This window comes from Methylobacterium sp. Leaf112 (genome assembly GCF_001423295.1).
GTDB lineage: Bacteria > Pseudomonadota > Alphaproteobacteria > Rhizobiales > Beijerinckiaceae > Methylobacterium.
In genome coordinates, this window is record NZ_LMNG01000030.1 from 210,533 (window position 1) to 236,332 (window position 25,800).

Sequence of the window (25,800 nt, forward strand, 5' to 3'; positions counted from 1 at the left end):
CGTGCGCCGATTTCCTGCTGCCCGGTTCGCCGCCACCGCGGCCTTGGCCCTGCTCGCCATCGGCCCGGCGGCGCAGGCGGCGCCCGTGCTGCGCCTGCCGGGCGCCGGGCGGGTGGTCGCCACGAACGACACCCTCGTGCGCGACGGCTTCGACCAGCGCATCCAGTTCGGCGGTGGCACCGGCACGAATGCGGCGAATCTCGCCCTGCGCACTCAGACCGCCGATCTCGTCCTGGCTTTTCCAGCGAACCTCGCGCGGCCGAACCGCGCCGGGATCGACGCCGAGATCGCCGCCCTGTTTCCCGGTCAGATCCTGCGCGTGCTTCCGGTTCCGCGCCGGAACGCCTACGGCCCCGTCGGCATGGCCGTGGGTGCCGACTGTCTCTACGCCTGGCAGTGGATCGACCTGACCCCCGCCATGATGCAGGCCTCCGGCCGACCGCGCCTGTTCGGCGCCCTGAGCCGACCCGATCCCATCGGGGCGCTGTCGCTCCGCATCCGCCTGTGCCGGACCGAGCAGGCCAGCCTGCCGGACCTCATCGCAGCCGTGGAGAGCATGAGACTGGACCTCGTGGCGCGTCCCCAGGCGGATGTGGGGATCGCGCCTGCCGGCACCGAGCCCACCCGCATCCGGCGCCGCCCCCGCCCGGTCGCGGGCGCAGAGACGGCGCGGAGGGAGCGCGCCACGCCGCCGCGGCCGGTCGAGGCACGGACGAGACCTGAGCCCGCGCCCAAGGCCGGCGCCGTACCGGAAGCGGCCGGTCGCCGATTCATCGCCCCGGCGCCCTCGAACGAGGCTGTCGCGGCACCCGTCACCCGTCCGGTGCCGGGTGCCGTACCGGGTCCCGCGCCCGGCGGCCGGTACATCACGGATGTGATCCAGCAGCCCGAGGCGCCGGCCCGCGGGGTTCCGACGCCCGCGCCCAATCCGGTCGGGCGGCCGACGGGCGGTGAGGCCGTATCGTCGGACCTTCCAGCCCAGGCCTATCGCCCCGGCCAGCGCAGCCCTCGCTGAAACGCCCGCGACGGCGTCTTTCCCGCGATCGCGATCACGCCCCCTCGACCGCCCCGTCTTATGAGGTTAACCAACCCTTAAGACGCACGGCCTAGGTTGAGGGCGAGGGAATCCGGCCATATGCCGGCCCTTCGGGAAGGGAGACGGCGTGCGTTGGGGGGCTGATCGCTGGCGGTTCTATCGGCTGATCGGCCGCGAGGTCGCTCAGGTTGCACGCAATATCTATGTGGGCGCCACCGGACGACCCGATATTCTTGCGGGTGCCCGGGTCACCGGCCTCGTCATCGCGCCTCATGACTTGCGCACCAGCGATGCCACTTTCGCGGACGACATCTATGCCGGATTGTTCGTCTTCGCCGGGCGGTCCCTTTCCGTCAGCGGGCGTTCGCCGTTCGATTACGCGCCGCCATCCCCCGAATGGGCCGACGCCCTCTACGGTTTCGGCTGGCTGCGCCACCTGCGCGCCGCCGACACGGCCCTGGCCCGCGCCAACGCCCGTGCGTTCGTGGCCGACTTCATGGCCGGGCGCGGCGAGGCGGGGCTCGCCAAACCGACGCCCGTGGCGGCCCGCCGGCTCATCGCCTTCCTGTGCCAGTCCCCCCTGGTGCTGGAGGGGGCCGACCACGCCTTCTATCAGGCCTTCCTCAAGACCATCGGCCGGACTGCGCGCGATCTCGAGCGCGACCTACGGCGCGGGATCTCGCCCCAGACCCGGCTGCTCGCCGCCGTCGCGCTCTGCTACGCCGGGCTGTGCTGCGAGGGCATTCAGCCGATCCTGAGGCGAGCCACGCGCATCCTCGTGCGCGAACTCGAACGTCAGATCATGCCGGATGGCGGCCACCGCAGCCGCGATCCGCGCTTCGCCATGGAGCTGCTCCTCGACCTCCTGCCCCTGCGCCAAAGTTTCCTTGGGCGCGGCATCGACCCGCCGGAGGCGCTGCTTCACGCCGTCGACCGGATGCTGCCCCTCTTGCGGCTCCTGCGCCACGCCGACGCCTCGCTGAGCCACTTCAACGGCATGGGCGCCACCGCCGCCGACCATCTGGCCACCCTGCTGGTCTATGACGGTGCCATGGCCCAGCCCCTCATGCACGCGCCGAATTCGGGCTACGAGCGCCTGGAGGCCGGCCGCGTGCTCCTGGTCGCCGATGTCGGTGCGCCGCCGCCGCTGGTCGACTCGATCAACGCCGGAGCGGGCTGCCTCTCGTTCGAATTCTCGAGCGGCCCCCAGCGCATCGTCATCAATTGCGGCCTGCCGGCGAGCGGTCCGGAACTCCGGCGCCTCGCCCGCAGCACCGCCGCCCATTCCACGGCGACCATCGCCGATTCCTCTTCGTGCCGGTTCCTCACCGGGGGCGGGGCCTGGTACGAGCGCTGGGCGGTGACGTGGCTCGCCAGCCGCATCGGGCCCGTGGTCCTGCGCGGCCCTAGGGCCGTGAAGGCGGAGCGCACCCTCGATCCCGACGGCACGCGGGTGCTCGCCGCCCGCCACGACGGCTACGTCCCGGATTTCGGCCTCGTCCACGAGCGGCGCTGGCGCCTGGCCGCCGACGGGTCGGTTGTGGAAGGCGAGGATGCCTTCGTACGGTCGGGGTCGGCACGCGCGAGGGCCCACGAGGTCGCGATCCGCTTCCACCTCCACCCCGCCATCGCCGCCCGCGGCCGAGAGGAGGGCGGCCTCGAGCTCGTCTCGCCCATCGGCGAGGTCTGGCATGTCGAGGCCGAGGGCGCGCAGATGGCCCTGGAAGAGAGCGTCTACTTCGCCGGGCTGACGGGCGCACGACGCACGGACCAGATCGTCCTCTACCTCACGGTTTCGGAGGACACCCGTGTGCGCTGGCGCTTCGCCAGGGCGACACCCACGACGGGCTGAGGACCACCCTGGTCGCCTGCCGGGATTTCGTGTTAGGCGCCGGGCGGTTCCATCGCTTTCGACCGGACAGCCTTCCATGTCGCATGATCAGGTGCGGGTGACCCGCGCGCTCCTTTCCGTCTCGGACAAGGCGGGGCTCGTCGCGTTCGCCCGGGCCCTCGACGCACGCGGCATCGCCCTCGTCTCCACCGGCGGCACCCACCGCGAACTCCAGGCCGCGGGCCTGCCTGTGGCGGAAGTCGCCGATCTCACCGGCTACCCCGAGATGATGGACGGACGGGTCAAGACCCTGCACCCGGCGGTCCATGGCGGCCTCCTGGCGGTGCGCGACAATCCCGAGCATCAAGCCGCGCTCGCCGCTCACGGCATCGCCGCGATCGACCTCCTCGTGGTCAACCTCTACCCGTTCGAGGCCACCATCGCGCGTGACGCATCCTACGACGACTGCGTGGAGAACATCGATGTCGGCGGTCCGGCGATGATCCGCGCGGCGGCCAAGAACCACGCCGACGTGGCCGTGGTGGTCGATGTCGCCGATTACGGCGCGATCATCGCCGAGCTCGATGCCCAGGGGGGCTCCCTCTGCGGCGGCACGCGCCGGGCGCTCGCGGGCAAGGCCTTCGCGCGCACCGCCGCCTACGACGCGGCCATCGCCAACTGGATGGCAGGGCAGGGCGAGGGCACGGCCGGGACCTCGGCTCCGGCCTTCCGCGCCATCGGGGGGAGCCTCGCGCAAAGCCTGCGCTACGGCGAGAACCCGCATCAGAAGGCCGCCTTCTACCGGGCGCCGGGGCTCGTCCGCGCCGGAATCGCCAGCGCGCGCCAGCTTCAGGGCAAGGAGTTGTCCTACAACAACTTCAACGACACCGACGCGGCCTACGAATGCGTGGCCGAGTTCGATCCCGCCCGCATCGCCGCGGTGGCGATCATCAAGCACGCCAATCCGTGCGGGGTCGCCGAGGGTGCGAGCCTCGTCGAGGCCTACGAGCGGGCCCTCGCCTGCGACCCGACCTCGGCCTTCGGCGGCATCGTCGCCCTGAACCGGACCCTGGACGCCGAGGCCGCGGCGCGGATCGTCGAGATCTTCACCGAGGTGATCATCGCGCCCGATGCGAGCCCCGAGGCCATCGCCATCGTGGCGGGAAAGAAGAACCTCCGGCTGCTCCTCGCCGGCGGCCTGCCCGACCCGCGCGCGACCGGCGAGACGGTGAAGACGTTGTCCGGCGGCTTCCTCGTTCAGGACCGGGATGCCGCCGTCATCGACGACATGCCGCTGGATGTGGTGACGAAGCGCGCGCCCACCGAGCGGGAATACGCCGACCTGCGCTTTGCTTACCGCATCGCCAAGCACGTGAAGTCGAACGCCATCGTGTATGCCCGCGACGGCGCCACCGTCGGCATCGGCGCCGGGCAGATGTCGCGGGTGGATTCCTCCCGCATCGCCGCCTGGAAGGCCGCCGAGGGTGCGGCGCGCATCGGAGCCGCCGAGAGCCTCGCCGAGGGTGCGGTGGTCGCCTCAGATGCGTTCTTCCCGTTCGCCGACGGCCTCCTCGCCGCGGCCGAAGCGGGTGCGACGGCGGTGATCCAGCCGGGCGGCTCCATGCGGGACGCCGAGGTGATCGCCGCCGCCGACGCCGCCGGCCTCGCGATGGTGTTCACCGGACACCGCCACTTCCGGCACTGATCTCGCAGGGCGCGCCGCCCGCGCAACGTGCCGCATCCCGACCGAGGCCTACCTCCATGACCGACACCCAGACCTCATCCCGCCGTGGCGAGCGCCGCGCGGCCGGCAAGCGCCTGCGCGATTCGGTGCCGCGCGAGTCCCACGCCGAATGGCAGCCGGCGCCGGGTCGCGATCCCCTGGCGATCCTGAACGCCGGCGATTCCGGCCGGCTCATCGAACTCATTCCCCTGCGCCACGAGCGCATGCGGGCGAACCCCTTCGCCTTCCTGCGCGGGGCCGCCGCCGTGATGGCCGCCGACCTCGTCGGTGCGCCGGCGCCGGGCATCCCGGTCCAGGCTTGCGGCGACTGCCATATCGGCAATTTCGGGGTGTATCGCAGCCCCGAAGGGCAGACCCTGTTCGACATCAACGATTTCGACGAGACTTTGTGGAACGTCGACTTCACCATCGACGTGAAGCGCCTCGCCGCCAGCGTCGCCGTCGCGGCCCTGTCGCAAGGCGAGGACAAGGCGCGCCGCGCGGCCCGGGCCGGCGTGCGGGCCTACCGCGAGCATATGCGGACGCTCTCCGACCTGGCTCCGCTGAGCGTCTGGCACAGCCGGATCGACCTCGACCACGAGATCGGACGCCTCGGCGATGGCGACCTCTGCCGCAGTCTCCTGGCCAAGGCCGCCACCGAGACCTCCGACGGCCTCAGCCACGGGGACGCGCCCGACCTCGATCCGGCCACACAGCGTTCCGACCCGGCGCAGTGGCGCATCGCCGACAAGGCGCCGACGATCTTCCATGCCGGTGCGAACGGCTTGACCGAGGCGGTCGACGAGGCGGCGGCGGCGCTGCTGACCTACCCGCAGAGCCTGACCGCCGACCGCAACCTCCTGGTGCTGCGCTACGTTCAGCGCGACGTGGCCTTCAAGGTCGTGGGGATCGGCTCCGTGGGCACGGTCTGCGCCGTCGGGATCTACGCCGATGCCGATGGGGCGCCGCTGTTCCTTCAGATCAAGGAAGCGCGGCCCTCGGTTCTGGCTCCCCTGGCCCTGAGCCCGTTCTTCCTTGCGTCGGAGGGCCAGCGCGTCATCGACGGGCAGCGCATCATGCAGGCGGCGAGCGACCCGTTTCTCGGCACGTCCCATTCCGGGCCGAGCGGCCGCTCCTATTACGTGCGGCAGCTGAAGAACAAGAAGCTCTCGGCCGTGGCCGAGATCCTCGCCGAGAGCGGGGCGAAGGCCTACGCGAAGCTGTGCGGAACCACCCTCGCGCGAGCGCATGCGCGCTCCGGCGACGCGACCACCATCGCGGGCTACCTCGGACGGGGGTCGGCCTTCGACGAGGCCATCGCCGAGTTCGCCATCCGCTACGCGCGGCAGACTCAGGCCGATCACGCCGCGATGGTCGACGCGGAGGGGTGAGAACGCCGGCTCCGGCCGATCCCGCTCGCATCCGACGAAAAAGGCCCCGTCCTGCGACGGGGCCTTTTCTCATCCGCTGCCCGAAGGCGGGCGACGTCCGGACGAATGTGTCGGATATCGTCCCCCTTCGGGGTCCATGAGGCTCAGGCCGAGCGGGCCGGTGCCTCGTCGTAGGTGAAGATATCGCGATCCTTGGTCTCGGGGATGAACAGGGCCCCGATGACGGCGGTCGCGAGGGCGATGACGATCGGGTACCAGAGGCCGAAGTAGATATCGCCGGTCTGGGCCACCATGGCGAAGGCAGTGGCCGGCAGGAGGCCGCCGAACCAGCCGTTGCCGATGTGGTAGGGCAGCGACATCGAGGTGTAGCGGATTCGCGTCGGGAACAGCTCGACCAGGGCAGCCGCGATCGGGCCGTAGACCATCGTCACGTAGAGGACGAGGATCGTCAGGATGCCGATGATGGTCAGCTTCTGGGCCGAGAAAATGTCGATCATCTTGGCGAAGTTCGACAGGCCGTCCTTCGGGTCGATGACGATCTTCACGATGCTGGGGTTGTTGGCGGTCGGGTAGCCGGAGGCGGTGAGGGCGGCGCCGACATCCTTGGCGAAGGCCGGATCGGCGGCGGCGAACTCCTTGCCGGCGACGGTGACGGTGGCCTTGGTGCCGGCGGCGACCGGCTCTGTGGTGTAGTTCACCGCGGACCGGGCGAGCAGCGCCTTGGCGATGTCGCAGGAGTTGGTGAACTTGGCGGTGCCGACGGGATTGAACTGGAACGAGCAATCCGCCGGATCGGCCTTCACCACCACCTGGGTGTTCTGCTGGGCCGCGTGCAGGGCCGGATTGGCCGCAGCGGTCAGCGCCTTGAACAGCGGGAAGAAGGTCAGTGCCGCGATCACGCAACCGCCGAGGATGATCGGCTTGCGGCCGATCTTGTCGGAGAGCGCGCCGAAGAACAGGAACCCGCCGGTGCCGAGGATGAGCGACCAGGCGATGAGCACGTTGGCGGTGAACTGGTCGACCTTCAGGATCGTCTGCAGGAAGAACAGCGCGTAGAACTGACCGGTGTACCAGACCACGGCCTGGCCGGCGGTGAGGCCGAGCAGGGCGAGGAGGGCCCACTTGGCGTTACGCCACTGGCCGAACGCCTCGGAGAGCGGCGCCTTCGAGCCAGTGCCTTCTTCCTTCATCTTCTTGAAGGCCGGGCTCTCCTGCATCTGCAGGCGGATCCAGACGGAGACGCCGAGCAGCACGATGGAGACCAGGAACGGGATGCGCCAGCCCCAGGCGGCGAACGGCGTGATGGTGCCGGCCGTGCCGTCGGCCAGGGTGGTGGCCACGGGGGCGTAGTTGGCGTTCACGTAGATCTGGGTGAACAGGATCACCATCAGCGACAGCAGCAGCCCCAGGGTCGCCGTGGTCTGGATGAAGGCGGTGTAGAAGCCGCGCCGACCGCGGGGGGCGTGCTCGGCCACGTAGACCGCCGCACCGCCATACTCGCCGCCGAGCGCCAGGCCCTGCAGCATCCGCAAAGCCAGCAGCGCGACGGGGGCGACCCAGCCGACGCCGTACTCGTTCATGGTCGCGTAGGAGGGCAGCAGGCCGACGACGAAGGTCGAGATGCCCATGATCAGGATGGTGATGAGGAAGGTGTACTTGCGGCCGACCATGTCGCCGAGACGGCCGAACACCAGGGCACCGAACGGACGCACGAGGAAGCCGGCGGCGAAGGCCAGCAGGGCGAAGACGTTGCGCGTGGCTTCCGGGTAGGCGGAGAAGAACTGCGCCCCGATGATCGCTGCGAGCGAACCATAGAGGTAGAAATCATACCACTCGAACACGGTGCCGAGTGAGGACGCCAGGATGACCTTCTTCTCGCCAGCACTCATCGGCCGCGTGGCCGAATCGCTGACGGGCATTGCGCTTGACGCAACCATAACGACGTTTCTCCAGTATTTCGATCGCCCGAACGTTGTCCGCCCGTAGCTGTTGGACCCTTGTGCGTATCCAAGTTGTCGTGGCCCGGGGTGGCATGAACCGGCCCCAGGTCCGCGAGCGACGTTCCTGAATGCGTCGGGCCGAATGCTAAGCGACGCCTCGATTTCGCCCAATAGCGCCGCAGCAACGGAGAGTACCGAATTCGAAACGAATTCGGTGAAATGACAATTATTTTTTGTTCTGGGCGAGGATTAAAGCGTCCACCCATGCGTGAAGGGGCGCGGATTGCGCCGCGCCCCTTCAGATCTCGAGCTTTTCCGTCCTCGCAGCCTCAGTGTGCGTGCGCTCCGTCGGCACCGATTCCGGTCTCCGAGCGGATGAACTGTGCCTCGAACGACGCCCGTTCGGCCTGGGCCCGACGGGTGTTGTCGAGCTTCGAGACGACGAAGATCGTCAGGAAGGCGAGCGGCATCGAGAACAGGGCCGGGTTGTCGTAGGGAAAGATGGCGACCGGATTGCCGAATGTGGTCACCCAGACGGCCTTCGACAGCACCACCATACCGACGGCTGCGACGAGGCCGACGAGACCGCCGATGAGCGCCCCCCAGGTCGTCGTGCCCTTCCACAGGATGGACATGGCCAGGACCGGGAAGTTGCAGCTCGCCGCCACCGAGAAGGCGAGGCCCACCATGAAGGCGACGTTCTGGTTCTCGAAGACGTACCCGAGGTAGATCGCCACGATGCCGATGACGACGGCGGCGATCTTCGAGAGACGCACTTCCGCCGCCTCGTTGGTGCGCCCGCGGGCGATCACCTGGGCGTAGAGGTCGTGGCTGACCGCAGAGGCACCCGCCAGGGTCAGGCCCGCCACCACCGCCAGGATGGTCGCGAAGGCCACGGCCGAGATGAAGCCGAGGAAGTACGGACCGCCCACCGCGTTGGCGAGGTTCACCGCCACCATGTTGGTGCCGCCGATCATGCCCTTCAGCTTGTCGAAGGCGCCGGCCGCATCGAGGTTGAAGTAGGCCGGATCGGACATCAGCAGGGAGATGCCACCGAACCCGATGATGAACGTGAGGATATAGAAGTAGCCGATCAGACCGGTCGCATAGAACACCGACTTGCGGGCGGCCTGGGCGTCCGACACAGTGAAGAAGCGCATCAGGATATGCGGCAGGCCGGCGGTGCCGAACATCAGGCCGACGCCGAGCGAGATCGCCTCGATCGGGTTGTTGACGAGGCCGCCCGGCGCCATGATCGCGTCACCCTTCGGGTGCGTGGCGACGGCGGCGGCGAACAGGGTCTCGGGGTTGAAGCCGTAGCGGTAGAGCACCGCGCCGGCCATGAAGGTGGCCCCGCCCAGCAGCAGGCAGGCCTTGATCACCTGCACCCATGTGGTCGCCTTCATGCCGCCGAAGGCGACGTAGACGATCATCAGCACGCCGACGATGATGACGGCGTAGAGATAGGGCAGGCCGAACAGGAGCTGGATCAGTTTCCCCGCGCCGACCATCTGGGCGATCAGATAGAACGCCACCACCACAAGCGTGCCGGTGGCCGAGATGATGCGGATCGAGGTCTGGTCGAGGCGGAAGCTTGCCACGTCCGCGAACGTGAACTTCCCGAGATTGCGCAGGCGCTCGGCGATGAGGAACAGCACGATCGGCCAGCCGACGAGGAAGCCGGTGGAGTAGATCAGCCCGTCGAAGCCCGAGGTGTAGACGAGGCCGGAGATTCCGAGGAACGAGGCGGCCGACATGTAATCGCCCGCGATGGCGAGCGAGTTGGTTCCGGCCGAGATGCCGCCGCCGGCGGCGTAGAAATCGGCGGCCGACTTGGTGCCCTTGGCGGCCTTGTAGGTGATGCCGAGGGTGAAGATCACGAAGAACGCGAACATGCCGATGGCCGGCCAGTTCGTCGCCGATTTCGTGACGTTGCCGAGGTCCGGGCCGGCCGCGTAGGCGACGCTGGCGGCGAGGCCCGCGAGGGTGGTGCCGAGGACGATGGGGTGCCGGAGGCGGATCATCGGCCGAGATCCCGCTTCAGCGCGGCGGTCAGGTCATCGTAGCGGCCGTTGGCGCGCTGGACGTAGATGCCCGTGAGGATGAAGGCGAGCACGATCACGGTGACGCCGAGGACGAGGCCGAGGGAGGCGGTGCCGCCGCCGATCTTCACGGCCAGCAGCGCCTTGTCGAAGGCGATGAGGCCGATGAAGCCGAAGTAGATCAACAGCATGATGGCGGTGAGCGTCCAGCCGAACCGCGTGCGCTCGTGGACGAGCTCTTGGAAACGCGGATTCTGCGCGACGCGCGCAGTCTCGAGATCCGACATGACATGATCCTCCCCGGGCGCTGTCTCTTGACGGACCAGCATCCCGTTGTGACGAAGCGTGTGTGCGAACGCAGGCGCGCGGGCATCGGAATGCCCGCGCGGATGATCGGACCGGTGTCGCTCAGTGAGTCCGGTTCTGGCGATTCTCGATGAGGTCGTCGACGACCGCCGGCTCGGCGAGGGTCGAGGTATCGCCGAGGGACGAGAACTCGTCCTCCGCGATCTTGCGCAGGATGCGACGCATGATCTTGCCCGAGCGGGTCTTCGGCAGACCGGGCGCGAACTGGATCAGGTCCGGAGACGCGATCGGGCCGATATCCTTGCGGACCCAGGCCACGAGCTGCTTGCGCAGGTCGTCCGAGCCCTCCTCGCCCTCCATCAGGGTGACGTAGGCGTAGATGCCCTGTCCCTTCATGGCATGGGGATACCCGACCACCGCCGCCTCGGAGACCTTGGCGTGGGCCACAAGGGAGGATTCCACCTCCGCCGTTCCCATCCGGTGCCCCGAGACGTTGATCACGTCGTCGACACGCCCCGTGATCCAGTAATAGCCGTCGGCGTCGCGCCGGCAGCCGTCACCCGTGAAGTAGGTGCCGGGATAGGTCGCGAAGTAGGTCTGCTCGAAGCGCTCGTGGTCGCCGTAGACCGTGCGCATCTGGCCGGGCCAGGAATCGGCGATGCACAGATTGCCCTCGCACGGACCATCGAGGACCTTGCCTTCGGCATCGACGATGATCGGCTGCACGCCGAAGAACGGCCGGGTGGCCGAGCCGGGCTTGAGCTTGGTGGCGCCCGGCAGGGGGGTGATGAGGATGCCGCCGGTCTCGGTCTGCCACCAGGTGTCGACGATGGGGCACCGGGAATCGCCCACCACCTTGAAGTACCACTCCCAGGCCTCGGGGTTGATCGGTTCGCCGACGGAGCCGAGGACCCGCAGGGACGACCGCGAGGTCCGCTTCACCGGGGCCTCGCCGCCGCCCATGAGGGAGCGGATGGCGGTGGGCGCGGTGTAGAAGATGTTGACCTTGTGCTTGTCGACGACATCCCAGAAGCGGGAGTTCGACGGATAGGTCGGGATGCCCTCGAACATCAGCGTCGTGGCGCCGTTGGCGAGCGGCCCGTAGACGATGTAGCTGTGCCCCGTCACCCAGCCGACATCGGCGGTGCACCAGTAGACCTCGCCCTCGCGATAATCGAAGACGTATTGGTGCGTCATCGACGCGTAGACGAGGTAGCCGCCGGTGGTGTGGACCACGCCCTTGGGCTGGCCGGTGGAACCGGAGGTGTAGAGGATGAAGAGCGGGTGCTCGGCCTCCACGGCCTCGGCCGGGCACTCGTCGGTGACCTGAGCGGCGGCCTCGTCGTAATAGACGTCGCGGCCCGGCTCCATGGCGACGTCGGAGCCCGTGCGGCGCACCACCACCACGTGGTCCACGGCGTCCTTGCCGAGACGCGCGATGGCCGCATCGACATTGGCCTTCAGCGGAACCTTGCGGCCACCGCGCAGGCCCTCGTCGGCCGTGATGACGAGCTTGGAGGCGCAGCCCTCGATGCGGCCGGCGAGGGAATCCGGCGAGAACCCGCCGAACACGATGGAATGGATCGCCCCGAGCCGCGCGCAGGCGAGCATGGCGTAGGCGGCCTCGGGAATCATCGGCAGGTAGAGGGTGACGCGGTCACCCTTCGAGACGCCACGATTGCGCAGCACGTTCGCCATCCGGCAGACTTCGGCGTGAAGCTGACGGTAGGTGATGTGCTTGGATTCCGTCGGGTCGTCGCCCTCCCAGATGATCGCGACCTGATCGCCGCGTGTCTCGAGGTGGCGATCGATGCAGTTGTAGGCGACGTTGGTACGTCCGTCCTCGAACCACTTGATGTCGATATTGCCCGGCTCGAAGCTGGTCTGCTTCACCTTGGTGAACGGTGTGGACCAGTCGATCCGCTTGCCGTGCTCGCCCCAGAATGCGGCAGGGTCGTCGACGGAGGCCCTGTACATGGCCTGATACTTCGCATCGTCCACATGGGCACCTTCGACCCACTCGGTGCGGACTGCCACCACCTTCTCGTCCATGACGTTTTCCCTGAGCGGTGCCCGATCGTATCGCGATGATCCGCGCAGCCGGGGCTTCCCAAAACCTTCTTATGCTTAGGGGGATAGTCGCTGCAAGCACCTTACCGGCGAGACTTCTGGACAGGTTGCCCGAAGATCGGGCGGTGGCGCAGTCAGTTGCAGCCGGTGCAGATTCCCGACCCGATCTTGCGGTCGAGGGTGCGCTCCCGTCGGGTCGGCTCGGCGGATTCCCGGGGGCTCGCGCCGTCGAGGGCCCGGCCCGGCGGCTTGGTCACCCCGGTGGAGGTGATGTTGCGAAATTCGCCGGCGGATTCGAGGTTCTTCAGGGGCGCGGCGTCCGTCCCCTGCGCCGGGGCGGGGGTGGCGGCCAAGGCCATCAGACCTGCGACCAGGAACACACGGCTCGATACGATCCTGAGCATGGGAACCTCCTGCTTTTTCAGACAACGCGCGGAGCCTGCGCGAGGTTCTAGCCTTCCGCGCGCCGGCTCGCCTGGGCTGCGGGGAACAGCATCTCCACCAGGGTACCCTCGTCCTTGCGGCTGGTGATCCGGAACTCGCCGCGGTTGGCCTCCACAAGGGCCTTGGTGATCGGCAGGCCGAGGCCGGTGTCTCCACCCGGGCGCGGGCCCTGCACCGGCGCGGCGCGGTAAGGCTCCAGCAGGGTCTCGATCTCGTCGGGCGTGAGGCCGATGCCGGTGTCGCGGACCCTGAGGGCGATCTCGCCCCGGTCGGCCATGGTGGTGGAGACGATGACCTGACCGCCGGCCTCGGTGAAGCGGATCGCATTGGCGATGACCGTCAAGGCCGCCTGACGCAGGGAGCGTTCGTCGGCGAGCAGCGGCGCGAGATCGGCTGAGAAACTCGTCCGCACCACGATGCGCTCGCGCGCGGCCTCCGGCTGCATCTGAGCGACGCAGCGCGAGACGAGATCGTTCAGGGGAATCTCGGTGAAGTCGAGATCGAGATGCCCGGCCTCGATCCGGGCGAGGTCGTTGAGATCGTCGACGAGGCCCAGAACCTCCGAACCGGATTTGCGAATGTCGTCGAGGTAGTTGCGGTAGCGCTCGTTGCCCAGGGGACCGAAGGGCTCGGTGAGCATCAGATCCGTGAACCCGAGGATGCCGCTCATCGGCGTCCGGATGGCGTGGCTGACGCGCGCCAGGAACGCCGATTTCCGAACGTTCGCCGTCTCGGCGAGACGCAGGGCCTCCGAGGAGGACGCCGCTGCATCCTGGGTGAGCCGCACATCCGGCCCGCGCTGCGGACGAAGGATCGCGCAGAGCCGGGTCTCGGCGTCGCGCGGGACCGTGCGGATGGTCAGCCGGAGGGGGAGGGGGCCGTCCGGCCCGCGGGCGATCACTTCGCAGGCCGCTTCGCCGGGGGACGATCCCGGTTCGGGAACGCCATGCGTGGCGGCCAGCACGTCGACGGCGCTTTCCGGCGCGAACAGACTGAGGAAACTCTCACCCACGACCTCGCGGGGATCGGCACCGAACAGAGCGGCGGCCGCACGGTTGAGGGCGAGGATGCGGGCGCTGTCGTCCAGGGTGACGACCCCCTCGTCGAGGGCGTCGAGGATGCCGAGGGCGTCCTGGGCACGGCGCGCGGCGAAATCCTGCGCGATCCGCTCGGCCGTTCGTGCGCGGGCCGGTTCGTCCCTCACAGCGTCGCGCGCGAGAAGAATTTCGGCCGGGCGGCCGCACCAATCGATGGCCGAGCGCTGGAGTTCGACGCCGCGATGGGCGCCGTCGCTCGCCGTCAGGATCGCGGGCGCGTCGCTCGTCGAGCGTTCGTGCGGGGGCAGGCCGCGGAACAGGTGAGCAATGCCGCCGGCCGCCACGAGGGCCGGGAAATCGGGAAACCCGGCGAGATCGAGGAGCGTGCGGTTGGCGAACAGGACGTCGTCGCCCCGATAGACGAGTACGCCCGTGGGCAGGCGTTCGAGCGTGGCGACCACGGCCGCGTCCGGCGCCGGCTCCTCCGGCTCAGGCGCCCGGGGCGGCGGTCCGGGAAATGCCATCACGGCGCCGCTCGGGTTGGCACGTCCCTCGTCGCGCGAAGCCTCCGCCAGATCGTCGCCGGCGAAACGCGCACCCAGGGCGCGGGCGATCTCGCGGAACGCCGCATGCTCGTGAGTCGTCAGGGACTCGTGGGTCACCGGTGTTTCTTGGGTCACCGGTGTTTCTTGGGTCACCGGTGTTTGTTGAGTCACCGGTGTTTCTTGGGTCGTCGGGGACAGATCGACGTCCGGGGCCGGCGTGCCGGATGCGGCTTCCGACGGCGAGGGTTCCGAGATCAGCTCGTCCGGAGCGGTCTCGAGTCGTTGCGTCGGGCCCTCCTGCGGTGCGGCCTCGGAGAGTGGCACCGGGGTGGGGGGGGTCGGGACGACCGCTTCGGGTTCGGATACAGCAGCGGCCTCGACGCCGCGCACGATGCCGAAGCCCGCGAACCCGCGTGGCGGCTGTCCGGTGCGCGCCAGCGGCGCCCCGGACAGGTCGAGTTCGACGACACGGCTCGGGCCGGCGAGGTGGATGCCCAAGGGGATCGCCCGGAACGTGCGGTTGGCGGCGAGGACGGCGAGCAGACCTTCGGCATCCCGGGCGATGCCGCCTTGCGACAACGCGGTCCAGGATCGCCCGACGATCGCGCCGCGCAGGAGTGCGCCGGCCGGACCGTCCACACGCACGAGGGTGCCGGCCGCATCGGTCGTCCAGGTGAAGCGCGGAACGGCGCTCGGCTCTGCTGGCACATCCGCGGGCACATCGGCCTCCGCCGCAGGCAGGGAGGACGCGGCGGGCGGGACTGTCTCGGGATGCCCGCTCGGAGCAGCCGGCACGACGGGGCGCAGTCGGGGAACGGCCTCCGTCAGGACGAGAACCCGCACGACGCGACCGTCGGACACCGTCCCCAGAACCACGAGACAGGTCGTCGGCGGGGCAAGGCCGCGCCGGTCGAACCGGATGCGGGTCAGGGCGGGCCGGGGCGTCGCCTGGATCTGCGCAGCGAGACGAAGGCTCGGCAGGACGACCCCGTTCGCGTCCGCGATGGCATGCGCCAAAGGACGTGCCGCACTGGATGCGTGGACGAGGCGGGTACCGGCCTCGTCGAAGATCAGCAGGGCGCAGCCGGGCATGCTCAGGAGCGGCCCGAGGCGCGGTTCGCCCCCGAGACTCCGCACCAGGGCTCCCAGCGCCGCATCGTCCGGGACAAGCCCTTCGACCCCGTTATCGAACATTCGCACCCGTTTCACGTGGCGAGCTTATGGAGAGGATGTTTTCTCTTAACCCCAGCCGGGCCGGAGAGTGGACATCAATCGGTGGCGCCACACGTTTACCTGTTGTCAATCTTAATGCAGCCGCACAGGGTGGCATAGGGCGGACGGTGTGTTATTGTGCAGCGCACAACGAACGAATCAACAAGCAGTCCAAGAAGGAGAGGATGATGACCAGCACCCCGAATTATGAAGTCCCCGCCGAGATGCGCGACTTCGCCGAGAAGAGTGTCGATCAGGCCCGCAAGGCGTTCGATTCATTCATCAGCGCTGCCCGTCGCACAGCCGATACGGTCCAGGGTTCGGCCGAGACCGCCCGCACCAGCGCGCACGACGTGTCCGCCCGCGGCTTCGAGTTCGCCGAGCAGAACGTGACGGCGGCCTTCGACCTCGCCCAGAAGCTGGTCCGCTCGCGCGACCTCCAGGAGGCCATGCAGCATCAGGCCGAGTTCGTCCGCAGCCAGTTCGCGGCGATCCAGGCGCAGGCCAAGGAGTTCGGCGGTCTCGCTCAGACGGCGATGCAGCAGAGCGCAGAGAAGGCCAAGGGCGTCATGCAGGAATCGGCCGAGCAGGCCCGCAAGGCCATGGAGCAGGGTGCCGAAGCCGCGCGTAAGGCCGGCGCCGACACCGAGCAGGCCCTGCGCAACGCCACCAACAACTGAGATCCGGCTCGTCCGAGATCCCGGTTCGGTCAAGCCACCGATCGACGCCCGACGGCTCGTCCCGCATCCCAGCGGGGCGGGCCGTTTTCGTCGTCGCCATATTCCTAGGCGCTATGCTCGAAAACCCGATTCCCCTCCGCGCCGCGATGCCTTAACGGTTGCGCCCCGCCGGGCGTCCCGCCACGAGCGGACCGGATCAATCGAGGAGCTGCGTATCCCGATGCGACCTGCCTACCGAATCAGCGTGATGGTCGCGGCCCTGACCGCCGTGCTCGGGTCCCAAGGCGCCAGCGCACAATATTACGACGACGGTTACGACCGTCCGCCGCCGCGCCGCTACTACGACGACCGTGGGCCGCCGCCGCGCCGCGCCTATGACGATCCCTACGGGCGTCCGCCGCCTCGCCGGGTCGCGACGGGCCTCAATTGCGACGCCGTGCAGTCCGGTCTCACGGGCTTCAAGCCCTATTCCTGTCCCTTGCCGGGGCCGCGCCCCCTCGGTGTGCGCTGCTTCTGCGACATGCCCATCGCCTCGTTCAGCGCGCCGCAGACCGCCGTCGGCCGGGTGGTCCCGTAACGGACCGGCCTGGCCCCCATCTCCTGCACCCCGTCTACGGACACGAAAGCGCCGCCCCCTCGAACGAAGGGGCGGCGCTTTCGATTTACGTCGGTTTCTGGCCGGCGCCCGAAAGGATCAGTTCAGAACGACGACCTTGGCGCCGACCCGGACACGCTCGTAGAGGTCGGTGACGTCCTCGTTGGTCATGCGGATGCAGCCCGAGGAGACCGCCTGCCCGATGGTGTCCGGCTCGTTGGAGCCGTGGATGCGGTACTCGGTGTTGCCGATGTACATGGCCCGTGCGCCGAGGGGGTTCTCGACTCCGCCGGCCATGTAACGCGGCAGATCGGGACGGCGGGCAATCATGGCGGCGGGCGGAGTCCACGACGGCCATTCCTTCTTAGCCGTCACGGTCTTCGTGCCAGACCACGTGAAGCCCGGGCGACCGACGCCGACGCCGTAGCGGATCGCCTCGCCACCCGGCAGGACGAAGTACAGCCGGCGCTCGGAGGTAGAAACCACGACGGTCCCGGGCTTGTAGTCGCCCCGGAAGGCGACGAGTTCACGTGGGATCGGAGCCACCTGCGCCTGGGGAGCGGCCTGGACACCCTGGCCGACCGTGCCCTGGTAGCCATAGGGGCTCGCGCCGGTCTGCCCGTAAGCGGGGTCGGCGTAATAGTCTTCGCCGGCATCGCCGCCGAAGGGATCGTAGGGGTTCGCCAGCACCGGGCTGCCGGACAGGACACAGACGCTGAGAATGCCCGCGAGGGCGGAGGCCAAGGTCTTCATCGTTGATGCCTTACCTGAAGCGTAACCTTTGCTATACAAGCGTAAGCGTAGGGTGCCGGTTCCACGAGGCCCTGAAGATTTCGTTTCTCCGCCGATCGCGCGCGATCAGAACACCTCGTCGGTGTGCACGTCGAAGCGGGCGAGGTGCGCGTAGCCGAAGTTGGTGGTGATCGCCACGTCCGTGGCATCCCGGCCCCGGGCCATGACGATGCGGCCGATGCGCGGCGTGTTGTGGCGGGCGTCGAAGGTGTACCAGCCTCCGTCGAGATAGACCTCGAACCAGGCCGAGAAATCCATCGGATCGGGCACGGGCGGAATCCCGATGTCGCCGAGATAGCCGGTGCAGTAGCGTGCCGGGATGTTCATGCAGCGACAGAAGGCGACCGCAAGGTGCGCGAAGTCCCGGCACACGCCCTGGCGCTGCATGAACCCATCCCAGGCCGTGCGGGTGGCGTCCGCACACATGTAGTCGAAGCGGATCCGCTCGTGGACGTAGTCGACGATGGCCTGAACCCGGCCCCAGCCCATGGGCGTGCCGCCGAACAGGGACCAGGCCGTCTCGGACAGCTTGTCCGTGTCGCAGTAGCGGCTGCCGAGGAGGTAGACGAGCACGTCCGACGGGAGGTTCTGGACCTCGATCTGCTGTGCCCAGGGGGCGTACACGTCGGGCTGCCCGGAATCCTGCACGATGAAATCGGCCGAGATGGTCAGCCGCCCCATCGGCGTGACGATGCGCGTGAGGATGTTGTCGAAGACGTCACGGTATTCCTGCGACGGGATCGGCGGATCGAAGGTGATCATATGCGGCGTGAGCAGGTCGGGCATCCGGGAGGGATGGACGCTCAGCGCCAGGATCATGGGGGTCGGCTGAGCCGATTCGAAGGCGATGTCGAACCCAGTCCTGATCTTCATGACGCTTACCCAATCTCTCGAATTTGAAATGTCGTGTCCCGCGGGAAGATCCGGGCAATGCAGTAATTGGACCGTCAACGCGCGATCATAGGGTCCGGAACCCGTGCATCGCCAGCACCCGGCTCGACTTCATCCACGGCGACGCTCACGGTCATGCCGAGGTCGTCCGCGGGAAACCCGAAGAAGGAGCCGTGCAGGGGCACGGCCTGGCGCGGATCGCGGGCAACGGCGACGCGGATCAGGTCGCGGTTGCCCACGATCCCGTTGGTCGGATCGAATTCGATCCAGCCGGCACCCGGCAGGTAGACCTGCACCCAGGCATGGGTGGAGCCGCCGCCGACATGGCGTTCACGGTCGCCACGCGGGTTGTAGAGGTAGCCGGAGACGAACCGTGCGGCCATGCCGAGCGCCCGCACGGCCTCGATCATCAGCACGGCGAAGTCGCGACAGCTCCCGCGCTTCAAGCGCAGGGTGGTGACCGGGTCCTGGACGCCCTTCTCCGAGCGAGCGAGGTAGGCGAAGTTGCGCCGAACGCTGCGAGTCATCTCGGCGAGGAGATCCTGGGTCGCGATACGGCCGTTGGGCGGGACGAAGCCGCGGGCCCAGGCGTCGACCTCGTTGCGCGGATCGGGATGCTGCCGCTCCATCGAGCGGCTGAGGTCGGGGATGTCATCGGCGCCGTAGCCGAACGGGTAGAAGGCCGCGTGCGGGGCGAGCGGGAAGATCGGCGCGAGTTCGGGCGTGTGATCGAGGGTGATGGTGCATTCGAAGGTCAGGGTAGAGGCCCGCCCCTGGAAGGACGCCACGGCGACGCAATTGCCGAACACGTCGTGCAGCCAGCGCAACGACACCGGCTCGGGCGTGATCTTCAGGGCGGCGGAGAGGAGCCGCTGATCGTAACTGTCGCGCGGCCGGAACATGATCCGGTGCTCGCCGAACGCCACCGGCTGACGATAGCGATACGTGGTGATGTGGCGGACGGACAGAATCGGCACGAATCGGCTCCACCGCGCCGGGCGGCGCGGTCTCGTCCTCGATTAATGCAAGAGGTGCGCCCAAGCGAGATGGTGCGATGCAAAAGGCGGGGTTACTCTCAGGGCAGGATCGGCTGCGGCTCGGCGCAGGCCCGCTCCGCCTCGCCAAGAAGGTCCATCGGACGCCACGGTTTCGGGATGAACACAGCCTGAGGGGCGAGGCTGCCCGGTCGCTGCGTGCGCTGGCCCGAGGTGACGACGAGCCGGGTCATCGGCCACAGCAGGGCGATCGCGGACGCGAGCTGAACCCCATCCATGACGCCCGACAGATGCACGTCGGCAAACACCAGGGACACGTCGCCGCCACGCGTGCGCATGATCTCGATGGCCGCCTCGGCGCTGTCGCACCCCACGACACCGAGTTCGGTCTCTTCGAGCAAGGCCTCCGCCAGGGCCCGGGTGGTCGCGTCATCCTCGACCACGAGGGCGAGTTTGCCCGATTTGGAGGTGGGCTTGCCGGCGATGGGGCTGGCGACGGCGGGTGCGGGCTCGGGTTGGCGAACCTGGCGCACGAGGGCGGCCAAGTGCTCGGGCACCCCTTCGGCGATGAGATCGTCGTAGAACGAGGCCAGGGCCTGACCGATTCGGTCGAGGGACAGGCTCGGGCTCAGGGTGTCGGCGGGACCGAACACACCTCCCTCTGGCACGCGACGGTGCGGCGTGCCGTTCGTATCGGCCTCGAAATCGGCCAAGCGGAGCCTCCAGCTTTACGGTCTCGTGGTGGGCCGAGTGTCGGACACACCTACATTAAAGCCGGGAGGGCACGCTGGGTTGCCGAAAATCCATCGTGCGTTCGCGATGCGGGCGCGGAATCAGTCCGCGGAGGCGTCCGCATAGGCCATGACGCCGGCCACGGAGCGGACATCGCGATAGCGGGCGCCGCGCGCGCTCATCATCGCCTCGAACTTCTCGTGAACCTGGGCCACGGACAGGCTCGTCGCCTTGCGGCGTCCGCGCTGAGCCGCGAAGAAGATCGTCTTGTTGGCGCGCGCGGGCCCCGGCAGCATCTGGGCGGCGGCGGCCTTGGGCTTGTCGGCAACGGTGGCGAGGAACTCCTCGGCGTCGTCCGGTCCGAGGAAGTGAGCGAGATAGACCTCCCCCAGCGACAGGTCGCGGCCGATGCGCAGGGCGATGCGGGCGGCGTCGCGCTTGAGCATCTCACCGGCCATGAGGGCGGAGAGGTAGGGGTCGCGGCGCAGTTCGAGGATGCGGGTGCGCTCGGCCGGATCGGCGACGGCGGGGCGGCCGTTGTCGCCCGTCGTCACGAGGGCGGCGTCCTGCGTCAGCCCGTGCTTGGGTCCGAAATCACGCACCACGCCGAGCCAGGTCCGCTCGATGAACTGGAACAGGCCGGTGGCCGAGGAGGTCTGGGCCTGCACCTCGGTCTTGAAGCTCGATTCCTTATCGGCCACCGCCATGAGCAGCACCGGGTCGGTCTGCACGGCCTGGGCCGCGCGGACGATCTTCTGCACGAGGTGGCGGCGGATCTTCATCGGGCCGAACTCGAGGACGTCGTTGGGATCGCCCACCGCGCTTTCGGTGATGAGGAAGTCGTACGAGACCCGGTCGACGGCGTTGGAGCCGAGTTCGGTATCGAGGTCGTGGATCGGCGCGAAGGCGGCCGACGCGGAGAGGACGCTCGCAGGAGTCCCGAGAATGGCGGGCGGGGCGATCTGAACGCGCGGGCGGGGCATCGCCACGGTGGTCATGGCCTGAGCCGACTGAACCACGCCACCGAGGCCGGACCCGGCCGGACCGACCCCGTTGAGGAGGGCCACGCTGAGCCCACCGACGAGAAGCGTCACCAGGAGGACGGAGCGCGTCAGCGCCGCCCGGCTGCCGTGTTCGCGGCCGACGCGGCCGCCGAGGGTCAGGGCGTCGGAAGTGGGGGACGAAACGATCGCGGCGGAACGACCGCGGAGGGGACCCTTGACGGGACCGTTGGCGAGGGCAGTCCGTGACGATCCGACCGTGCGACCCTGCATGTGCTCTCTTCGTCCCCGCGGCTGGTAACTACGGGGAGAGATTAACTTGACAGATGTGGCGACAACACGGCTCCGCTCGTGGCGAAGCCGTGGCGGCCGAGTTTTCCTCAGCCGATGCGCGCCTTGAGGGCGGCCACGACGGCATCGCCCATCCCGGCGGTGCCGAGCGCCTGTGCGCCCTCGGCGGCGATGTCCCGGGTGCGGGCGCCACTGGCGAGGGCGTCCGTGATCGCGCCGTCGAGGAGATCCGCCGCCTCGCCGAGGCCGAACGAGTAGCGCAGGGCCATGGCCAGCGATCCGATCATCGCGAGGGGGTTGGCGATGTCGCGCCCGGCGATGTCCGGTGCCGAGCCGTGCACGGGCTCGTAGAGGGCTTTTCGCGAACCCTTGTCATCGACGGCGCCCAGCGACGCCGAGGGCAGCATGCCCAGGGACCCGGTGAGCATGGCGGCCACGTCGGAGAGCACGTCGCCGAACAGGTTGTCGGTCACGAGCACGTCGTACTGCTTCGGGCGGCGCACGAGCTGCATGGCGCAATTGTCGGCGAGCACGTGCTCCAGGGCCACGTCCGTGTACTCGGCATGGACCCGGGTGACGACCTCCTTCCACAGGACGCCGGACTTCATCACGTTGTGCTTCTCGGCCGAGGCGACCCGGCCCGAACGCTTGCGCGCCAGATCGAAGGCGACGTGGGCGATGCGCTCGATCTCGCCCGTGGTGTAGACCTGGGTGTCGACGGCGCGCTTCGACCCGTCGGGCAGGGTGGTGATCTCCTTCGGCTCCCCGAAGTACACGCCGCCGGTGAGCTCGCGTACGATCATGATGTCGAGGCCCTCGACGAGCTCGCGCTTGAGAGCGGAGGCGTCGGCGAGCGCCGGGTAGCAGATCGCCGGACGCAGATTCGCGAACAAGCCCAGATCCTTGCGCAGGCGGAGAAGGCCCGATTCGGGGCGGATCTCGTAGGCGACGTCGGCCCATTTCGGACCGCCGACGGCGCCGAGCAGTACCGCATCGGCCGCATCCGCCCGGGCGAGGGCCGCGTCGGTGAGCGCCACGCCATGGGCGTCGATGGCGCTGCCGCCGACGAGGTCGTGCTCGGTCTCGAACGCCGCGATGCCGGCCTGCCCCAGGAAGCCGATCACCGTCTCGACCTGTGCCATCACCTCGGGGCCGATGCCGTCGCCGGGCAGAAGGAGGAGCTTGTAGGTGGTCATAGGATCAACTCGCCTGGGTTCATCGTCCCGTCGGACGCTGTACGATGGGCTGCGGCGGAGCCGCAGCATTTGGGGTTGCGGGTGTTCAGACCTTCCGCGCCACGGTGAACCGCGCCGCGTCCCGCAGAATCTGGGCCCTGTCGCCCCAGGCCGAGACCGCATCCTCGCAGACGCCCACGAGACGGTCGCACTCCGCGCGTGCGCCGTCGAGGCCGAGGCGGTCGACGAGGGTGGCCTTGCCGGCGTCCTTGTCCTTGCCCGTCGCCTTGCCCATGGCTTCCGCCGAGGCTTCGCGGTCGAGGATGTCGTCGGCGATCTGGAAGGCCTGACCCAGGGCGTGGCCGTAGCGCAGGAGCGCGCGACGCTGGTCCGGCGTCGCACCGCCCACGATGGCGCCGGCCTCCACCGAGAAGGCCAGGATCGCGCCGGTCTTCATGGCCTGGAGCTGCAAGGTATCGTCGACGGTGAGCGAGACGGCTCCGAAGCGCCCTTCCGCCCCGAGATCGAGGAGCTGGCCGCCGACCATGCCGCCGAGGCCCGAGGCCTTGGCGAGGCCGAGTACGAGATCGGCCCGGATGGCAGGATCGGGCTGCCAGGCCGAATCGGCCAGGACTTCGAAGGCCAGAGTTTGAAGCGCGTCGCCGACCAGGATGGCGGTGGCCTCGTCGTAGGCCTTGTGCACGGTCGGCTTGCCGCGCCGCAGGTCGTCGTCGTCCATGGCCGGCATGTCGTCGTGGACGAGGGAGTAGCAATGCACGAGTTCGATGGCCGAGCCGGCGGCGAGCGCCCCGGCCTCGGGGCCGCCGAGCATGCGGGCGGTCTCGACGGCGAGGAACGGGCGCAGGCGCTTGCCGCCGCCGAGCACGGCGTGGCGCATGGCCTCCATCAGGCGCACGGGGCGGGTGATCTCGCCGGCTTGCGTCTCGGCGGTCAGGCGGTCGGCGAGCCAGGCCTCGACGGTGTCGGCCACCGTGGCGAGCCTGTGGGAAAACGCGTCGACCGGGGCATCCGCCTTGACCGAAGCGTGAGATCCTTGCGTTGACGTCATGGTCGGGCGGGCCTTCGGAAGTGTGAGCGTGGCGCGAGCGGAGGAGGTTCGAATTCAGGACGAGGCCGAGAGTGCCGAGCGGCCCCTGCGGCGCAGGCCGCCCCAGGCAGCCGCACGCCCGGCCCGTGGCCGCGGCCTGCGCAGGCTCGTCGGCCTCGTGCTGCTGGTGCCCGCCCTCGCGGTGGGTTTCCTGCTCGTCATGGCGCTCGTCTATAGCGCGGTGACCCCGCCCTCAACCCTGATGCTCGGGCGATGGGCGGCCCTCAAGGCTGTCGACCGGCAGGCCGTGGCCCTGTCGGCGATCTCGCCCCACCTCGTCCAGGCGGTGATCGCCTCGGAGGACCAGCGGTTCTGCCTGCATGGCGGCGTCGATTGGAACGCCCTTCGGGACGTGGTCGACGACGAGGAAGGCCCGAGCCGCGGCGCCTCGACGATCTCGATGCAGACCGTGAAGAACGTGTTCCTGTGGCCGGGGCGGTCGGTCCTGCGCAAGGGCCTCGAGATTCCCTTGGCCCTGGCGACGGATGCCCTGTGGGGCAAGCGCCGGATGCTCGAGGTCTACCTCAACGTCGCCGAGTGGGGCGAGGGGGTGTTCGGAGCCGAAGCCGCGGCGCAGCGCTGGTTCGGCAAACCCGCGCGCGACCTGACGCGCGCGGAGGCGGCCCTGCTCGCGGCGGTGCTGCCCAATCCGATCCTGCGAAACCCGGCCCTGCCGTCGCGCGGCGTTCGCGCGGCGGCCGCTCGCATCCAGGCCCGAATGAACGGGGTGGGCGGGCTGATGGGCTGCCTCAAACGATAGCCCCACCTCGACACCCGGGGCGCGGAGGCGGCGGCGGGAAACGCCGTCGCGGTTCGTGACCCGCGTTTGAGGATTTCTCGATGCGGCCGACGTGATATCGCGATCCGCCCGGTGATTCGGCGCCGGCCTCGATTCCGGACGATCGCACGCCATGCTCCGCACGCTCCCACGCCCATCCCTCCGCGTTGCGGCCGTCCTCCTGTCGGCGAACCTATTCGCATCGGTCTCGGTCTCGCCCGCCCGGGCGAACGACAGCGCGGCGGAACTCGACGCCGGCGGTCTCGTCCTGGTGAAGGACCGAGACATCGGTCTCGTTCGCGAGGATCTGCGCATCGGCCTCGAACGAATCACCGTGCGCTACGTCTTCCGCAATCGCTCGGCGAGCCCCCGCACCGTGCGGGTGGCCTTCCCGCTGCCCCCCATCGATGGCGCCGAACTCTCTTTTTCGGCCCAGGATCTGCCCGATGAATCGAGCGCCAACTTCGTCGGCTTCACGGTGGCGGTGGACGGCATACCCCTGACCCCGCAACTCGAGGAGCGCGCCTTCCTCGGGGACCGCGAGGTCGGCGATCTCCTGCGCAAGCACGCCATTCCCCTCAACCCCATGCGGCGCGACGACCTCGCCAAGGCGCTGGCCAAGTTGTCGCGGCCCGCACGGGCCGAACTCGTCGCCGCCAAGCTGATTCCGGAGGCAGCCGAGATGGGCGAGGGCCTCTGGCGCAGCGAAGCGAAATTCCATTGGGACCAGACGTTTCCGCCCGGGCGCGACCTTGTCGTCGAGCACGTCTACCGGCCGGTCAACGGCAGTCTGCTGATCGGCGAGAGCGACCTCAAGGACCAGGCTTTCCGCGCCCGCTACTGCCTCGACGATGCGGGGGCGGCGGGGCTGCGCCGGATCATCGCCGCCGCGGGGGCGAAGCCGGTCGATGCGGGCGGAGGCCCGAACGCCGTCGTCCGCGCCGTGGTGGTTCCCTACATCGTCACCACGGCACGCAACTGGGCCGGCACCATCGGGACTTTCGCGCTCACCGTCGACAAGGGGCATCCCAAGACTCTGGTGAGCCTGTGCCGAAACGGCCTCGTCAAGACCGGCCCCACGACCTTCGCCTTCACCGTCACCGACTTCGTACCCGATGCCGATCTGAGGGTGCTCTACGTCTCGCCGGATGCGGAGGCGCTCGGCATCCGTTAGAGGAGGCCGGA

21 protein-coding genes are annotated in these 25,800 nt (G+C 68.9%); 8 read left to right on the top strand and 13 right to left on the bottom strand.

All coding sequences use genetic code 11. From position 1 onward, the window contains the following. The first annotated feature begins 1 nt into the window (after position 1). From bcsN to ASF52_RS14910, 4 genes are all read left to right on the top strand, one after another. A complete protein-coding gene (gene bcsN / locus ASF52_RS14895; protein ID WP_056174134.1) occupies positions 2-1,015 on the top strand; it encodes a cellulose biosynthesis protein BcsN in 1,014 nt (337 codons plus the stop codon). Positions 1,016-1,163: 148 nt separating this feature from the next. Further along, positions 1,164-2,888 (top strand): heparinase II/III family protein, encoded by a 1,725-nt coding sequence (locus ASF52_RS14900; protein WP_056173581.1) that lies wholly within the window; start codon positions 1,164-1,166, stop codon positions 2,886-2,888. Positions 2,889-2,964: 76 nt separating this feature from the next. Beyond that, the gene (gene purH / locus ASF52_RS14905) at positions 2,965-4,572 is read left to right on the top strand and encodes a bifunctional phosphoribosylaminoimidazolecarboxamide formyltransferase/IMP cyclohydrolase (protein ID WP_056173584.1); all 1,608 of its coding nucleotides are present in this window, start codon (positions 2,965-2,967) and stop codon (positions 4,570-4,572) included. A 56-nt stretch (positions 4,573-4,628) separates the two neighbouring features. Further along, positions 4,629-5,981, top strand: a complete 1,353-nt coding sequence (locus tag ASF52_RS14910) for a DUF2252 domain-containing protein (protein WP_056173586.1) — start codon at positions 4,629-4,631, stop codon at positions 5,979-5,981. Between the two features lie 143 nt (positions 5,982-6,124). On the opposite strand, the gene ASF52_RS14915 is transcribed toward ASF52_RS14910, so the two are convergent. The 6 genes from ASF52_RS14915 to ASF52_RS14940 all read right to left on the bottom strand — a co-directional run bounded on the left by ASF52_RS14915 (position 6,125) and on the right by ASF52_RS14940 (position 15,559). Next, positions 6,125-7,870, bottom strand: a complete 1,746-nt coding sequence (locus ASF52_RS14915; RefSeq protein ID WP_082479296.1) for an MFS transporter — start codon at positions 7,868-7,870, stop codon at positions 6,125-6,127. Positions 7,871-8,250: 380 nt separating this feature from the next. After that, complete coding sequence (locus ASF52_RS14920) at positions 8,251-9,945, bottom strand: cation acetate symporter (protein ID WP_056173592.1); 1,695 nt, start codon at positions 9,943-9,945, stop codon at positions 8,251-8,253. Continuing rightward, positions 9,942-10,250, bottom strand: coding sequence for a DUF485 domain-containing protein (locus tag ASF52_RS14925; protein WP_056173595.1), 309 nt, complete (start codon positions 10,248-10,250; stop codon positions 9,942-9,944). The genes ASF52_RS14920 and ASF52_RS14925 overlap by 4 nt, the downstream gene beginning before the upstream one ends. Positions 10,251-10,371: 121 nt before the next feature. Continuing rightward, on the bottom strand, positions 10,372-12,321 hold the full coding sequence (acs, locus tag ASF52_RS14930) for an acetate--CoA ligase (RefSeq protein WP_056173597.1): 1,950 nt from the start codon (positions 12,319-12,321) through the stop codon (positions 10,372-10,374). Positions 12,322-12,473: 152 nt separating this feature from the next. Beyond that, positions 12,474-12,743, bottom strand: coding sequence for a hypothetical protein (locus ASF52_RS14935; protein WP_056173601.1), 270 nt, complete (start codon positions 12,741-12,743; stop codon positions 12,474-12,476). 47 nt (positions 12,744-12,790) lie between these two features. Then, positions 12,791-15,559 carry an ATP-binding protein gene (locus tag ASF52_RS14940; protein ID WP_056173604.1) on the bottom strand — a complete coding sequence of 923 codons (2,769 nt, stop codon included), beginning with the start codon at positions 15,557-15,559 and terminating at the stop codon, positions 12,791-12,793. 206 nt (positions 15,560-15,765) lie between these two features. Here ASF52_RS14940 and ASF52_RS14945 point away from each other — a divergent pair, with 206 nt between their 5' ends. Then, on the top strand, positions 15,766-16,257 hold the full coding sequence (locus ASF52_RS14945) for a phasin (RefSeq protein ID WP_056174137.1): 492 nt from the start codon (positions 15,766-15,768) through the stop codon (positions 16,255-16,257). Between the two features lie 220 nt (positions 16,258-16,477). Beyond that, positions 16,478-16,834, top strand: a complete 357-nt coding sequence (locus tag ASF52_RS14950) for a hypothetical protein (RefSeq protein WP_056173608.1) — start codon at positions 16,478-16,480, stop codon at positions 16,832-16,834. 117 nt (positions 16,835-16,951) lie between these two features. Here ASF52_RS14950 and ASF52_RS14955 read toward each other — a convergent pair whose 3' ends face one another. The 7 genes from ASF52_RS14955 to ASF52_RS14985 all read right to left on the bottom strand — a co-directional run bounded on the left by ASF52_RS14955 (position 16,952) and on the right by ASF52_RS14985 (position 23,798). Next, positions 16,952-17,605, bottom strand: coding sequence for a L,D-transpeptidase (locus tag ASF52_RS14955; RefSeq protein ID WP_056173609.1), 654 nt, complete (start codon positions 17,603-17,605; stop codon positions 16,952-16,954). A 105-nt stretch (positions 17,606-17,710) separates the two neighbouring features. Beyond that, positions 17,711-18,517, bottom strand: a complete 807-nt coding sequence (locus tag ASF52_RS14960) for a transglutaminase-like domain-containing protein (RefSeq protein WP_056173613.1) — start codon at positions 18,515-18,517, stop codon at positions 17,711-17,713. A gap of 74 nt (positions 18,518-18,591) precedes the next feature. Beyond that, positions 18,592-19,512 carry a transglutaminase family protein gene (locus ASF52_RS14965; RefSeq protein WP_056173617.1) on the bottom strand — a complete coding sequence of 307 codons (921 nt, stop codon included), beginning with the start codon at positions 19,510-19,512 and terminating at the stop codon, positions 18,592-18,594. Positions 19,513-19,610: 98 nt separating this feature from the next. Continuing rightward, the gene (locus ASF52_RS14970) at positions 19,611-20,150 is read right to left on the bottom strand and encodes a response regulator (RefSeq protein ID WP_056174139.1); all 540 of its coding nucleotides are present in this window, start codon (positions 20,148-20,150) and stop codon (positions 19,611-19,613) included. A 213-nt stretch (positions 20,151-20,363) separates the two neighbouring features. Beyond that, the gene (locus ASF52_RS14975) at positions 20,364-21,536 is read right to left on the bottom strand and encodes a transglycosylase SLT domain-containing protein (RefSeq protein WP_056173621.1); all 1,173 of its coding nucleotides are present in this window, start codon (positions 21,534-21,536) and stop codon (positions 20,364-20,366) included. A gap of 107 nt (positions 21,537-21,643) precedes the next feature. Continuing rightward, positions 21,644-22,750, bottom strand: a complete 1,107-nt coding sequence (leuB, locus tag ASF52_RS14980; RefSeq protein WP_056173624.1) for a 3-isopropylmalate dehydrogenase — start codon at positions 22,748-22,750, stop codon at positions 21,644-21,646. Between the two features lie 85 nt (positions 22,751-22,835). Continuing rightward, the gene (locus tag ASF52_RS14985; RefSeq protein WP_056173627.1) at positions 22,836-23,798 is read right to left on the bottom strand and encodes a polyprenyl synthetase family protein; all 963 of its coding nucleotides are present in this window, start codon (positions 23,796-23,798) and stop codon (positions 22,836-22,838) included. On the opposite strand from ASF52_RS14985, the gene mtgA reads away from it, so the two are divergent. Continuing rightward, a complete protein-coding gene (gene mtgA / locus ASF52_RS14990; RefSeq protein ID WP_056173630.1) occupies positions 23,797-24,597 on the top strand; it encodes a monofunctional biosynthetic peptidoglycan transglycosylase in 801 nt (266 codons plus the stop codon). The genes ASF52_RS14985 and mtgA overlap by 2 nt on opposite strands. A gap of 151 nt (positions 24,598-24,748) precedes the next feature. After that, entirely contained in the window at positions 24,749-25,789 is a 1,041-nt protein-coding gene (locus tag ASF52_RS14995) for a DUF4424 family protein (RefSeq protein WP_082515334.1), read from the top strand. Positions 25,790-25,800 lie beyond the last annotated feature (11 nt).

Excerpts from the sequence above, each read along its gene's own strand:
- purH (WP_056173584.1), top strand. The coding sequence starts at position 2,965 with ATGTCGCATGATCAGGTGCGGGTGACCCGCGCGCTCCTTTCCGTCTCG.
- ASF52_RS14910 (WP_056173586.1), top strand. The coding sequence starts at position 4,629 with ATGACCGACACCCAGACCTCATCCCGCCGTGGCGAGCGCCGCGCGGCC.
- ASF52_RS14915 (WP_082479296.1), bottom strand. The coding sequence starts at position 7,870 with ATGAGTGCTGGCGAGAAGAAGGTCATCCTGGCGTCCTCACTCGGCACC.
- ASF52_RS14920 (WP_056173592.1), bottom strand. The coding sequence starts at position 9,945 with ATGATCCGCCTCCGGCACCCCATCGTCCTCGGCACCACCCTCGCGGGC.
- ASF52_RS14925 (WP_056173595.1), bottom strand. The coding sequence starts at position 10,250 with ATGTCGGATCTCGAGACTGCGCGCGTCGCGCAGAATCCGCGTTTCCAA.
- acs (WP_056173597.1), bottom strand. The coding sequence starts at position 12,321 with ATGGACGAGAAGGTGGTGGCAGTCCGCACCGAGTGGGTCGAAGGTGCC.
- ASF52_RS14935 (WP_056173601.1), bottom strand. The coding sequence starts at position 12,743 with ATGCTCAGGATCGTATCGAGCCGTGTGTTCCTGGTCGCAGGTCTGATG.
- ASF52_RS14940 (WP_056173604.1), bottom strand. The coding sequence starts at position 15,559 with ATGTTCGATAACGGGGTCGAAGGGCTTGTCCCGGACGATGCGGCGCTG.
- ASF52_RS14945 (WP_056174137.1), top strand. The coding sequence starts at position 15,766 with ATGACCAGCACCCCGAATTATGAAGTCCCCGCCGAGATGCGCGACTTC.
- ASF52_RS14950 (WP_056173608.1), top strand. The coding sequence starts at position 16,478 with ATGCGACCTGCCTACCGAATCAGCGTGATGGTCGCGGCCCTGACCGCC.
- ASF52_RS14955 (WP_056173609.1), bottom strand. The coding sequence starts at position 17,605 with ATGAAGACCTTGGCCTCCGCCCTCGCGGGCATTCTCAGCGTCTGTGTC.
- ASF52_RS14960 (WP_056173613.1), bottom strand. The coding sequence starts at position 18,517 with ATGAAGATCAGGACTGGGTTCGACATCGCCTTCGAATCGGCTCAGCCG.
- ASF52_RS14975 (WP_056173621.1), bottom strand. The coding sequence starts at position 21,536 with ATGCAGGGTCGCACGGTCGGATCGTCACGGACTGCCCTCGCCAACGGT.
- leuB (WP_056173624.1), bottom strand. The coding sequence starts at position 22,750 with ATGACCACCTACAAGCTCCTCCTTCTGCCCGGCGACGGCATCGGCCCC.
- mtgA (WP_056173630.1), top strand. The coding sequence starts at position 23,797 with ATGGTCGGGCGGGCCTTCGGAAGTGTGAGCGTGGCGCGAGCGGAGGAG.
- ASF52_RS14985 (WP_056173627.1), bottom strand. The coding sequence starts at position 23,798 with ATGACGTCAACGCAAGGATCTCACGCTTCGGTCAAGGCGGATGCCCCG.
- ASF52_RS14995 (WP_082515334.1), top strand. The coding sequence starts at position 24,749 with ATGCTCCGCACGCTCCCACGCCCATCCCTCCGCGTTGCGGCCGTCCTC.